11 protein-coding genes are annotated in these 11,970 nt (G+C 58.9%); 7 read left to right on the top strand and 4 right to left on the bottom strand.

What is annotated here, in order from left to right; all coding sequences use genetic code 11:
- Positions 1-842 (top strand): amidase family protein (locus PMI35_RS17750; protein WP_008059078.1); only part of this gene is annotated, 842 nt, incomplete at its 5' end.
- Here PMI35_RS17750 and PMI35_RS17755 read toward each other — a convergent pair.
- Positions 828-1,736 (bottom strand): LysR family transcriptional regulator, encoded by a 909-nt coding sequence (locus tag PMI35_RS17755; RefSeq protein ID WP_008059076.1) that lies wholly within the window; start codon positions 1,734-1,736, stop codon positions 828-830. The genes PMI35_RS17750 and PMI35_RS17755 overlap by 15 nt on opposite strands.
- A gap of 104 nt (positions 1,737-1,840) precedes the next feature.
- Between PMI35_RS17755 and PMI35_RS17760 the strand changes: the two genes are divergently transcribed.
- The 6 genes from PMI35_RS17760 to PMI35_RS35895 all read left to right on the top strand — a co-directional run bounded on the left by PMI35_RS17760 (position 1,841) and on the right by PMI35_RS35895 (position 9,347).
- A complete protein-coding gene (locus tag PMI35_RS17760) occupies positions 1,841-3,055 on the top strand; it encodes a D-amino acid dehydrogenase (protein WP_008059074.1) in 1,215 nt (404 codons plus the stop codon).
- Between the two features lie 92 nt (positions 3,056-3,147).
- On the top strand, positions 3,148-4,386 hold the full coding sequence (locus PMI35_RS17765; RefSeq protein ID WP_008059073.1) for an MFS transporter: 1,239 nt from the start codon (positions 3,148-3,150) through the stop codon (positions 4,384-4,386).
- Positions 4,379-5,842: an N-acyl-D-amino-acid deacylase family protein gene (locus PMI35_RS17770; protein ID WP_008059072.1), complete on the top strand. Its 1,464-nt coding sequence runs from the start codon at positions 4,379-4,381 to the stop codon at positions 5,840-5,842. Before PMI35_RS17765 ends, PMI35_RS17770 begins: the two co-directional genes overlap by 8 nt.
- Positions 5,843-6,016: 174 nt before the next feature.
- Positions 6,017-7,801 carry an amidase gene (locus tag PMI35_RS17775; protein WP_008059071.1) on the top strand — a complete coding sequence of 595 codons (1,785 nt, stop codon included), beginning with the start codon at positions 6,017-6,019 and terminating at the stop codon, positions 7,799-7,801.
- Between the two features lie 176 nt (positions 7,802-7,977).
- The gene (locus PMI35_RS17780) at positions 7,978-8,973 is read left to right on the top strand and encodes an MBL fold metallo-hydrolase (RefSeq protein WP_008059070.1); all 996 of its coding nucleotides are present in this window, start codon (positions 7,978-7,980) and stop codon (positions 8,971-8,973) included.
- Positions 8,974-9,008: 35 nt separating this feature from the next.
- Positions 9,009-9,347: a helix-turn-helix domain-containing protein gene (locus tag PMI35_RS35895; protein WP_008059069.1), complete on the top strand. Its 339-nt coding sequence runs from the start codon at positions 9,009-9,011 to the stop codon at positions 9,345-9,347.
- 242 nt (positions 9,348-9,589) lie between these two features.
- Here the strand turns inward: PMI35_RS35895 and PMI35_RS34620 are convergent, their stop codons facing one another.
- From PMI35_RS34620 to PMI35_RS34830, 3 genes are all read right to left on the bottom strand, one after another.
- Positions 9,590-9,949, bottom strand: a complete 360-nt coding sequence (locus PMI35_RS34620) for a hypothetical protein (RefSeq protein ID WP_157295640.1) — start codon at positions 9,947-9,949, stop codon at positions 9,590-9,592.
- A gap of 85 nt (positions 9,950-10,034) precedes the next feature.
- On the bottom strand, positions 10,035-11,642 hold the full coding sequence (locus PMI35_RS17785) for a YecA family protein (RefSeq protein WP_081504811.1): 1,608 nt from the start codon (positions 11,640-11,642) through the stop codon (positions 10,035-10,037).
- Positions 11,617-11,754 carry a hypothetical protein gene (locus PMI35_RS34830; RefSeq protein WP_162135920.1) on the bottom strand — a complete coding sequence of 46 codons (138 nt, stop codon included), beginning with the start codon at positions 11,752-11,754 and terminating at the stop codon, positions 11,617-11,619. Before PMI35_RS34830 ends, PMI35_RS17785 begins: the two co-directional genes overlap by 26 nt.
- Positions 11,755-11,970 lie beyond the last annotated feature (216 nt).

Genomic DNA, 11,970 nt, shown 5'->3' with positions numbered 1-11,970 from the left:
CCGGCGGCCCCTGCCGTATCCCGGCAGCGCTGTGTGGCGTGGTGGGCTACAAGCCCAGCGCCGCGCATATCAACAGGCAGGGCGTCCTGCCGTTGTCCACGACCCTGGACAGCGTCGGCCCGTTGGCGATGAGTGTCGACTGTTGCGAGATTCTTTATTCGATCATGTCTGGCCGAAGTATCGAACCTCGACCAACCGATGAAAAGCGGCCGTTGCGTTTGTTGGTGCCGCAATCGCTGGCCTCGCTGGACACTGATCAAACCGTCGCGGACGATTTCGAACGGGCGCTGATGCGGCTGCGGGCCGATGGCGTGCAGGTCGAGCGGCGAGAACTGGCGGCCCTGGATTGCGTGCCTGCCTTGCATGCCAATGGCGGCTTCAGCGCCTATGAGTCCTGGCACTGGCATGCCCAACGTCGAGGATTGGATCTGTCTCGATACGACCCACGCGTGCTATCGCGCATTGATTCGGGCCGCCACATCACGCCAGAGCAATACCGCGAACTGCACCGTCTGCGTCACCAGTTCATCGCCGAGATTACCCAGTCACTGAGCGGCTTCGACCTGTTCGCAATGCCCACGACTCCGATCGTAGCGCCAGCCATCAGCGCCCTGGAAGATGAACCGGCGTATACCCGGTTCAATCGCCTGATACTGCGAAATCCCGGGATGGTCAACCTGTTCGACGGATGCTCGATTTCCCTGCCCATGCACCGCCCCGGCCACGCGCCGAGCGGTTTCATGCTATCCGGCCGCAATAACGTCGATCAGGCCTTGTTGCACCATGCCCGTCGAGTGGAGCGCCTGCTCAATCAGCAAGATCGCGCCTCACTGGCGGATTGACGCCAGGAGGTGACGGGCCTGTTCGCCCAACAGCGCGATCAGGCTGTCGAGGATATGAGGGTGCGGCTCATTGGCCCGGGTCATGGCGAACAGCGTCACTGGCCATGAAGGCGTCAGGGTGCGTATCGCCGTGCGTTCGGGCGGCGCGCTGAGGGCGGTGAACGGGTCAACGACCGCGAGCCCCGTGCCGGACGCCACCAGCGCGCTCGCCAACGAGTAGGTCTGCACGCGAATGGCCGTCCGCGGTGGCGGATCAATGGTGTTCAGGTACAGACCCAGCTGGGCAAACAGAGGATCGGCATGGGACAACCCAATCAGCGGCGCATCACTGAGCTCCTCGACCGGCAACGGCAATGCTTGCTGTTGCGGCGTCCAATAGTCCCGTGGCGCCAACGCCACCAGGAAACTCTCGGCCAGGGGTTGCACATTCAAGCCCGGATGATCGGGGTAGCGCAGGGTCAGGCCGATATCGATTTCACGCATGAAAAGATTCTGCACCAGCTCCTGACTGTGCAGGCTGGCCAGCTCGCACGAAGTGCCGGGATAGCGCCGAGACCATTCACCGATCAAGGTCGGCAACAACGAAAACGCCAGCGCCGGTGTTGCACCGATGCGCAAGGTCTGCCCGGGTTGGTGGCGCAGGTTCTCGGCCAGCCGCCGCACACCGTCGACACTGGCCGTCACCTTGTTCACTTCGCGCTCCAGCTCAAGCGCTTCGGGCGTCACCAGAAGTTTGCCCTTGACCCGCAAAAACAAAGCGAAACCCAGCTGCGATTCGGCGTGCTGAAGGGTTTTGGTCACCGCGGGCTGGCTGATATGCAGAAGTTGGGCCGCCCCGCTGATGGACCCCGCCTGGCGAATCGCCTGGAACACCTCGATATGTCTGAGTCGCATGTTTTAACCCATAACCTTTATCTATACCCGGCCTATCTTTATTCATTATCGGCCCGCTGTCATGCCCATTACTGTGACGCTTGCTTGCAGATAAGGAACGGCTCATGACTCAGCGTGTGTGCATCATCGGTGGTGGCGTGATTGGCCTGACGACGGCTTATGCCCTGGTGCGTCAAGGACTGCAGGTAAACTTGATCGATGCGCAACCGGACCTCGCCCGCCAGGCCAGCTTTGCCAACGGCGGGCAACTGTCCTATCGCTACGTGGCGCCACTGGCCGATGCCGGTGTGCCGCTGCAGGCCCTGGGCTGGATGCTGCAAGGTGACTCACCGCTCAAGCTGCGCCCGCGCCTGGATCTGCGCCAGTGGCGCTGGATGATGGCTTTCCTCGGCGCCTGCCGAGGTTCGGTCAACCGTCGCAATGCAGAACAGCTTTACCGCCTGGCGCTGCAGAGCCAGCAGGTGCTGAACACCTGGCGCGAAGAAGACGCACTGGGGGAGTTCGCCTGGCGACGCAACGGCAAGCTGGTGACGTTCCGCTCCAGGAGCAGTTTTTCCCATGCCCGCACCCGGCTTTGCGAACCCCAGACCCAGCAGGTGCTAAGCCCGAGCGAACTGTTCGATCTCGAGCCGACGCTGGCAAACGCGCCGTTTGTGGGCGGCATTTTTACCCCGGATGAAGAAGTCGGCGATTGCCATCAGTTCTGCCTGTTGCTGGCAGAGCGGTTGCGGGCTTCTGGGCTGTGCAACTTTATCCTCGGCCAGGCGGTAACGCGCATCCGCGAGGTCGGGGGCAAGGTGCAGGCGGTGGAACTAGGTGATCAGGTGCTGCCGGTGCAACAGCTGGTGTTGAGCACCGGTTATCGCAGCGCGGCACTGGCGCTGCCAGGCATGCGAATTCCGGTTTATCCGCTGAAGGGATACAGCCTGAGCGTCCCCATTCTGCCTGTGCATCAAGCGCCCGAGGTGAGTGTCACCGACTATGACCGCAAAGTCGTTTTCGCACGCCTCGGCCAGCAGTTGCGCGTCGCCGCCATGGTCGACATCGTCGGTTTCGATCCCTGCATCGACCGCCGAAGAATCGACAGCATTCGCCAGGCCGCTTCAGCACTCTTTCCCCACGGCGGCGATTACTCGCAGGCACTGGAATGGGCCGGCATGCGCCCGGCAACACCCAGCGGCGTGCCCATGGTGGGCGCCACGCCGTACCGCAATTTATGGCTGAACCTGGGCCACGGCGCATTGGGCTTCACCCTTGCCTGTGCCAGCGCCCAGCGCTTGAGCGAGATGATCGCCGGCCACGAAAACATCCAGGTGTGATGCAACACCTACTCCCCTAAAACAACAGCTGTAGCGCAAGCGTTTCAACCTTCACTGCCTATTAAAACAACATCCAGGTAGAGCGAAAACGTATGAAGAGTCTCAGTGAAACAAGCAGCAAAACGCAGAAACTGATTTGCCTCAGCGCCCTGTTCCTGGCGTGGGCAGTCGGTTATGCCGACCGGATTGTGATGAGCACGGCGATCATTCCCATCGGCCAGGAATTTGCACTGGATGCACGGCAAGCGGGCATGGTGCTGAGCGCGTTTTATGTCAGTTACGCACTCATGCAACTGGTGGGTGGCTGGATGTCGGACCGCTATGGTTCACGCCTCGTGGTGGTGGGTTGCGTGATCGCATGGTCGGTGTTCACCGGCCTGACCAGCGTGGCGTGGTCCTTCGCGTCGCTACTGTTGATCCGCTTTCTCTTCGGTATGGGTGAGGGCTGCTTTTCACCGGCAAGTTCGGTGACCGTTGCCGAAGTGTTCCCCAAGCAGGAGCGCGCACGAGCCAAGTCCTTTCTGATTTCCACGGTATTTCTTGGCAATGCGGTCGGCTCAGGGCTGGTGGCGCTAGTTGTCGTCTATTGGGGCTGGCGTGAAGCATTCCAGTTGCTGGCGGGCGTGGGCCTGCTGGTGTCAGTGGTCCTGTGGCTGGCACTCAGGAGCGGCATCGCACAGCAACAGAAAACCAAAAACATCCAGACGGGCAACCCTTTGCGCGAACTGATCCGCAACCCGGCGGCGCTCAAGCTCACGGCAATCTGGTTCTGCACCAGCATTCTCTACATTGGCATGATCTCCTGGATGCCGTCCTACCTCATGAAGCAATACCAGATCGACTTGCTGCATATCGGCCTGGCCTCCGCGATTCCCTACTTGATCGCATTCCTGGGTACCAACGCCGTGGGCTGGTTGCTCGACAAGGTCGGTCAAGACCGTGAACGGCACTTCATGATGGGCGGCTCGTTGTGCTGCGCCATCTTTCTCTCGCTGATGATCAGCACCACTTCAATCACGTTGCTGGTGATGTACTGGACCCTCTGCCTGCTGTCGTTCAACTTCATCTATGCCACGGTGTTTTCCGTGCCGCTCAAACGCTTTTCCTCGCACTTGATTGGCAGCGCCACGGGGCTGATGAATTTCGGCGGACAGATGGCCGGCTCCGTCGCCCCGATCATCATGGGCAGCCTGATCGTAGCCTTCGACGGTTCCTACATGGCGGCCTTCTGGTTCCTCGTCGCCGCGGCCATGACGGCCTTTGTTATCGCCCTGACCTGGCGCAATCCCGCACCTATCCTCCAACAACAAGCAGGACAAGCACATGCGTAACGATCACCCGTTCGACCTCATCATTGAAGGCGGCATGCTCATAGACGGTAGCAAGGCACCTCGCTACCGCGCTGACCTGGGTATTATCGATGGGCGTATCAGCGCACTCGGGGACCTGTCGGCCTTCCAGGCCAACCAGCGTATCGATGCCACGGGCAAGGTGGTCGCACCGGGCTTCATCGACTCCCACACCCATGATGACCAGGCGGTGCTGTCCCAGCCCGACATGACGTTCAAGGTGTCCCAAGGGGTCACCACCGTGATCACCGGCAACTGCGGCATCAGCATTGCGCCATTGCGCCAGGACAGTGACCTGCCCTCGCCGCTCAACCTGCTGGATGACACCGACAGCGCGCGCTTTTCCACCTTCAAGGGCTATCTTGACGCGCTGCGCCAGTCCCCCTCGGCGGTCAACGTCGCGGCCATGGTCGGGCATTCCACCTTGCGCGTCATGACCATGGACTCGCTTGAACGCGCCGCGGACCTTACAGAGATCGATGCTATGCAGGCGCTGCTGGAGGAGGCCCTGGCAGCGGGCGCAATCGGCATTTCCACCGGTACCTATTACCCACCGGCAGCACACGCCCCGACCCAGGAAATCATCGACGTCTGCAGGCCGCTAACCGGCAGTGGAGCACTCTACGTGACACACATGCGCGATGAGGCGGACAACACCCTGGCGTCACTGGAGGAGAGCTTTCATATCGGTCGAGAACTGGACAGCCCGGTGGTGATCTCCCACCACAAGCTGCAACGCCGGCAGAACTTCGGCAAATCGGTAATTACCTTGCCGATCATTCGCGAAGCGATGAAGTGCCAATGCATTGCCCTGGACTGCTACCCCTACAACGCCAGTTCGACCATGCTCCATACCGACCCGAATCGCTTGCAGGGGCGCGTATTGATTGCTTCCAGCGAGCCGCATCCCGAACACACCGGCCGCGACCTCGACGACATCGCTACCGAGTGGGGTGTCAGCAAGGTCGAGGCGGCCGCGCGCCTGCAGCCAGCCAGTGCGATCTACTTCGGCATGGATGAAGAAGACGTGCAGAACATTCTCGCCTTCGATGAAACCATGATCGGCTCCGACGGCATCCCAACGGGCGAGAAGCCACACCCGCGCCTTTGGGGCACCTTTCCTCGAATCCTAGGGCACTACAGCCGTGACCTCGGCCTGTTTGAGCTGGAAACGGCAGTCTGGAAGATGACCGGGCTGACCGCGCGCAATTTCAACCTCGACAAGCGCGGCATTCTTGCCGTGGGCAACCAAGCCGACATCGTGGTGTTCGACCCGCTGACCGTGCGCGACGTCGCCGACTATGACCACCCCACCGCACCTGCCGAAGGCATAGAGGTCGTCATCGTCAACGGTCAGGTCACCTGGAGAGAAGGCCGGCACCAGGGCGCCCGGGCCGGACATGTGATCACCCGGCGCAATAGCGACCTCACGGCATAAGGGCTGAGCCTCATGAAAACACTGCACGTGACAAACGCCTTCTCACTTACACGCAGAACATCGGGTTCACTCTGCGCTATTGCCTGCCTCGGGCTGGCAGCCAATACCCAGGCGGTAACAGCGAGTCCGGCACCTTCTGTATATGAAGCCTCGATCAGCGAGTTGCAGGCGGCAATGAGCGCCGGCACGATCAGCTCGCACGAGCTGGTGGAACAATACCTGGCAAGGATCAAGGCTTACGATCAACAGGGGCCGGCGCTCAATGCCATGGTCAGTCTCAATCCGAACGCGCTGCAGGACGCACAGCGCCTCGACGAAGAACGCCGCACGAAAGGGCCGCGCGGCCCGCTCCACGGGATCCCTATCGTGGTCAAGGACAACTACGACACCGCTGACATGCCAACGTCCGGCGGCACCCTCGCACTCGCCAATCTACGGCCCACCGCCGATGCCTACCAGGTGCAGCGATTACGCGCGGCGGGGGCGGTCATCATTGGCAAGACGACGATGCACGAGCTGGCTGCCGGCGTCACCACGGTGTCTTCCTTGACGGGTTATACCCGCAACGCCTACGACCCGACTCGCGCACCGGGCGGCTCCAGCGGAGGCACCGCCGTAGCAGTGGCCGCCAGTTTCGCCACCGCCGGTATGGGCAGCGATACCTGCGGCTCCATACGGATTCCAGCGGCCTATCAGAATCTGGTGGGACTGCGCACTACCAGAGGTCTTGCCAGCCGTAGCGGAGTGATGCCGCTGTCCTCAACCCAGGACGTAGCAGGTCCTATGGCACGCAGTGTTGCGGACCTGGCAGTCATGCTCGATGCCACTGTCGGCAGCGATGCGAGCGATCCTTCGACTGCTGATGCTAATCGGCATATTCCCCCCTCCTATCTCACCTCACTCAAGGCCGATAGCTTGAAAGGCGCGAGAATCGGCGTGATCCGCGGGCTGTTTGGTACCGCCCCTGAGGACATGGAGGTGGTGCAGGTCATCGACAAGGCGCTGGAGCATCTCAAGACCCAGGGTGCCACAGTGGTTGAAATCTCGATTCCGGAACTGGACGAATTGCTGCGTGACAGCAGCATCATCCCTTACGAATTCAAGTACGACCTGGCCGCTTATCTCGCTAAACATCCCGGCGCTCCCGTGGACAGCCTGGGCCAGATACTTGAACAAGGCATGGATCATCTACTGCTCGATCCTGGCCTGCGGATTCGCGACGCTGTCGACCTCGAAAAAGCCAGCGACCGGGAAGCATTGAACAAGGTTCTGCAGAAACGCGCGGCACTAAAGGCCCTGATAACCCTGCAATTGCGTAACCAGCACTTGAGTGCCCTGGCCTACCCGACCATTCAACGCAAGCCTGCGCTGATCGGAGAACCGCAGTTCGGCGCCACGAACTGCCAGCTAAGCGCCAGCACCGGTCTACCCGCTATCGCGCTGCCAGCGGGCTGGTCAGCCGATCAGTTGCCGGTGGGACTGGAGTTGCTGGGGAACGAATATGCCGAGTCCGAACTCCTGAACCTGGCCTATGGTTGGGAACGCAACACCCAGCCACGTCACCCGCCATTCACCACCCCGCCGCTGGAGGCTGGCAAGGCGCCTTCGCCATTGAAGTTCCAGGCCACCTCACTCACTACCCAGAATGCCTCGGTCGTGGTGAACTTCGTTTACGACAAGCTCACGGGTAAACTCGCTTACACCGCTCATACACGCGACATTCCCGGCGATCAGGTTGCTGGTGTAACGCTTGCGCGCAGCCTCGACGAGAAGCCGGGGCCGATCATATGGAACTTGCTTAAACCCCATATGACTCGGGCGAGCGACAGCTTGATTCTCAAGGCCAGGGATCGCGAGGAACTGTTGGCAGGCCGACTGCGCGTGCAGCTTTATACCCTGGACTCACCCCTTGGGACGGGGGCAATGGCGGTGCGCGAATTGCAGGAGCCGCAGGATTAGTTGATACCCGAAATCACATTCCAAGAAATACGCATCTGTCTCACGCCGTTGACTAGTATCGTAGCTATCACACGCTATGGTACGTACAAGAGACACCACAGTTCTCTGCGCGAAGACTTGCCCCTATCTTGGTTTACGCGATCACCCATGGTCGCGCCAATCTAAAGGTGCTCCTCATGAAAAGTACGATGCGGCCCCACATTAAGACGCTGACCGCTGCCATTCTTTCTTTCGCGGCAACCTACCCCCTCCAATCGATGGCCGCAGAGACACTACCGGCAATTGCCGCGCCCTCTGCGCAAACGCTCAAACCGCAAGTCCCCGGCGTTTATCGGTTCAACGTGGGCAATGTCCGCATCACCGCATTGAGCGATGGTACGCTACCGCTCGACCTGCACCCGCTCTTGAGGGGCATATCCCCACGGCAGATCGATGCGCTACTGCACAACGGCTTCGCCAGCAATCCGCTTGAAACCTCAATCAATGCCTATGTGATCGACGATGGACCTCGCGTGGTCCTGATCGACAGCGGCGCCGGTGAGCTATTCGGTTCCGTCGCTGGCAAACTGCCGGACAGCCTGGCGGCAGCCGGTTACCGACCCGAACAGGTCAGCGATATCCTGATCACGCATATTCATACCGATCACTCCGGCGGACTGACACGCGGCGGCAAGATGCTGTTCCCCAACGCAATGGTTCACGTTAATCAAGCCGATGTCGATTTTTTCCTTGATCGCGCCAACCTTTCCAAGGGCTTGAAACCAGCTCATCTGGAAGAAGCACTGAAAACTATTGGACCGTACAACAGGGCCAGCAAGGTGAAAGTATTTTCCGGAAAAACAACGATTGTGCCCGGCATCACTGCCATCCCTACTCCGGGCCACACGCCAGGTCACAGCTTTTTTCTGCTCGAGAATGAGGGTCAAAGCATCGAGTTCTGGGGCGATATCATGCATGTCGGCCTGATCCAGTTCCCGCAACCGCAAGTGACCATCACGTTCGACATAAACCAGGACGCTGCCCGCGCACAACGCCTGCGTCAGTTTGCGGCGGCAGCAGAAGAAAGAAAGCTGGTGGCCGTTGCCCATCTACCCTTCCCCGGTGTGGGCCACATTCGACGTAAAGGTGAACACTACGAGTGGGTTGCCAGCCAATACCGAAACCGCGACTGAGATGGGCGGGCAACCACACGAACACGGAGACGGCCATGAGCTACGCGGATATTGACGCAACCTTGTTACTGGCACTCAAGGCGCTGAACGAAGTGCGTAATGTGACGAGGGCCGCGACCCACCTGGGGATTACGCAGCCGGCCTTGTCCGGACGGCTGGCGCGTCTGCGCGCGAAACATAGTGTTCGGGCAGCACTGGGCTTTCATCGGGCAGTTCGCGTAGTCGGTGGGCTCGCGACTGGTTGGCATCCGTGCGCAGGCTACTCAGGATGCCAGGGCTTAGGGTGGAGTAGCAACGCGGCTAGCCTTCGAGGGGCTAACGGCTGTATGGATCATCTGGTGGTCCATCGTGGGAGGGAACGCGTCCAACGGTAGGCCGCTTTCGGCCGATTCTGTTGAAAAAGTCGGCCATGGTTTCCACGACAGAAAAGTACGCGCTTGAGATTGAAATCTTTACTTTGAGCATGGGATTCTCGGGGCTCAGATTTCGCGTATCGACGCGCAAAAAAGACGTTTTCAGCGGGGGGGCAGTCTGGGAGAACCGACTTTTTCAACAGAATCGGCCAAAAGCGGACGTTTTCCAAGGGCAACTTTCACCAATCAGCGGTAGTTTACCTTCAAGACACGGTCGGCCTTTGAGCGACGATTTCTGCCCTTCGCGATGTGCAGCAATCGGCCGATTCTGTTGAAAAAGTCGGCCATGGTTTCCACGACAGAAAAGTACGCGCTTGAGATTGAAAATCTTTGCTTTGAGCATGGGATTCGGGGCTCAGATTTGGCGTAGCAACGCGCAAAAAGACGTTTTCAGCGCTCAGTATGGGGGGCTGTCTGGAAGAATCGACTTTTTCAACAGAATCGGCCAAAAGCAGCCACTCGCGAACGGTATTTATCGACCCGGTGTGGACATTTTGAAGTTCAATCTCGACTGTGGGATGCGGTCGTTCAACCGTTGTGAGAAATAGCATGAGCCGACTCATGGGAGCATTCCAAGCTTATTCAAGGGCGGTGACGCTCGTCGTCCTCAGGCACTAGAGTTTTGCTGGGCTAGAGCCGGAGAATGGGTCACATCCTTCCCATTTGGGGCTTAATCATTGCGTTTGCCATTTGAGCGCAGTATTCGTAGGCCAAGTCCTCTTGGGTCATCTGCTTCAATCTTTCAACGTCAGGAGCATGGTCCATGAGCTCTATGAGTTTCTCTTTTGTGCTGCTCGAGTATGTTTCCCAGAAGAAGTCGAACCAGTCCAAGCCAGTCTTCGGACGCGGACGCCCAGCATTTTTATCAATAACGCCAAAGAAGGTCTTAGGGTGCTGGGCGTGAGCTTGTAGTTCATCATCTGTCAACGGAATTTTGACTACGAAGCGCTGTTGATCGTCGCTGCGAACGACACAAAATGCCTCTCTCGACTTGGGCATGACGACGCAACTCTCTAGCGTCGCCTCAATCTGCGTTCCGTTGGGTCCTGGCACTTCCATCCGCTGACCGACCTGTAGCCGTGCCTTGGGAGTTCCGCCTGAGAACGCCTCAGCCGCTCCATCAAACGTCGCGGGGATGCGCCGGTGCTTCTGCATGGACTCCAGCAGCGAAAAGACTGGCGCATGCCGACGCCTAATTTTGACCTGCTGGAGCAGGGTTTTCGGCCCAGGATGAAAATCTTCGATGTGGAAGCCCCAGAGAAGCACTCCGGAAGGCAGATCAATGGCATCAAGGTGATGCTCATCCGGATCGTACGTGACTATGACATATGCCTGCGGAAGCGTTTGCCCAGTCGGGTCTCGCTCATATAGCTTCAAGAGGTTCTCAGCCTCCACAAGCGCTACTGGATTAGGCCGGCCCCTGCCCAGTTCTAAGCGCCCATCGTTTGTGTCAATAAAAACAATGCGAGGGTGATCCGACTTTTTGCTCAAAGCGCGATGTATTTGCCTATTGACGTTCATCCGCCTGCCTTCTCGTCGTTTGGCCTCAACGGCGTAAGTCGCACCGGACTTAGCATCCGTAGCGATGAACTCAACGTGGGTAGTACGTCTGTCGGTTTCATCTTGGTGCTGCAGCCTGAAGCCCGCCCGAAGCAGGGCGGCGGCGACCTGCACTTCATACAACGCACCAGGGAAGTTCTCGGGGCATTTGATTCGATCGATAAGCAGCTTCTGGACCTCGACGGCGTGCTTCAGGCTGTAAAGGTCATATGCGAAGCGCATATAGACACCAATGGCCCCCGTCATCGGCTGAGCAACACCTGGCCCCATCTGTTCCATGTGAGCTTTTGCGTGCTCGTAGCTGCGGACTGCCCAGGTGAGAATACGATGTCGCTCCTCTGGAGGCTTGTTTCCCTCTGACATCCACCATTCTTTGCCTAAGACGATCTTGGGGTAGTCGTTCAGGAAGTCGTGAAACGTTTTCCACTTCTGTGAGAAATGTATCGTCTGACCGACGGCTATGACTCTGTGATCATGGTACTCAGTGGAAATGATCGGCCTACCAAGACCCTGCTGCTCACGCCTTTGAAACTCTTGGGCTTCATGACGAGCGAGTGTCATCTGCATCTCCTGGAGTATGAGCGGTCCATTTGGCTTTCGCACTATGTTGAGACTGTCGATTGTCCCATGACATTTTTTGAACTTGCGGCCGCTACCGCAAGGGCAGGGATCATTTCGGCCAGGCGTGTTGCGCATCCGCATAGGCATCCCGGAAGGTGAGATTGAGCGCCATGAAATGGCTGATTGCAGCGAGCTGCCAGCAGCAGGTGTCGAAGCCTGCACCTCTAGCCTGGACGACTGAGGCCATGTATGTACCGTTCCGCGACGCTGACAAAGACATCATAGCCGGTACTGGGGCGCCCAAAAGCAGCCGATTCAGGATTAACGCATCTGGCTAACTCCTGACTGCCGCGACCGGTGGGAGCCGGCCAGATGCGGACATTCGCCTTTTCACTCCAGGCGCTCCTGTCGCAGTAGCGGAGGTGGATTTGTATTCACCGTACTACTATGACGTATGTGTTGG

The organism is Pseudomonas sp. GM78, from assembly GCF_000282475.1.
Taxonomy (GTDB): domain Bacteria; phylum Pseudomonadota; class Gammaproteobacteria; order Pseudomonadales; family Pseudomonadaceae; genus Aquipseudomonas.
This window is presented reverse-complemented; position numbering and strand designations above follow the sequence as displayed.

What these genes read in the sequence shown, in the direction of transcription:
- PMI35_RS17755 (WP_008059076.1), bottom strand. Translation starts at nt 1,736, where the DNA reads ATGCGACTCAGACATATCGAGGTGTTCCAGGCGATTCGCCAGGCGGGG.
- PMI35_RS17760 (WP_008059074.1), top strand. Translation starts at nt 1,841, where the DNA reads ATGACTCAGCGTGTGTGCATCATCGGTGGTGGCGTGATTGGCCTGACG.
- PMI35_RS17765 (WP_008059073.1), top strand. Translation starts at nt 3,148, where the DNA reads ATGAAGAGTCTCAGTGAAACAAGCAGCAAAACGCAGAAACTGATTTGC.
- PMI35_RS17770 (WP_008059072.1), top strand. Translation starts at nt 4,379, where the DNA reads ATGCGTAACGATCACCCGTTCGACCTCATCATTGAAGGCGGCATGCTC.
- PMI35_RS17775 (WP_008059071.1), top strand. Translation starts at nt 6,017, where the DNA reads ATGAGCGCCGGCACGATCAGCTCGCACGAGCTGGTGGAACAATACCTG.
- PMI35_RS17780 (WP_008059070.1), top strand. Translation starts at nt 7,978, where the DNA reads ATGAAAAGTACGATGCGGCCCCACATTAAGACGCTGACCGCTGCCATT.
- PMI35_RS35895 (WP_008059069.1), top strand. Translation starts at nt 9,009, where the DNA reads ATGAGCTACGCGGATATTGACGCAACCTTGTTACTGGCACTCAAGGCG.
- PMI35_RS34620 (WP_157295640.1), bottom strand. Translation starts at nt 9,949, where the DNA reads ATGAGTCGGCTCATGCTATTTCTCACAACGGTTGAACGACCGCATCCC.
- PMI35_RS17785 (WP_081504811.1), bottom strand. Translation starts at nt 11,642, where the DNA reads ATGCGCAACACGCCTGGCCGAAATGATCCCTGCCCTTGCGGTAGCGGC.
- PMI35_RS34830 (WP_162135920.1), bottom strand. Translation starts at nt 11,754, where the DNA reads ATGGCCTCAGTCGTCCAGGCTAGAGGTGCAGGCTTCGACACCTGCTGC.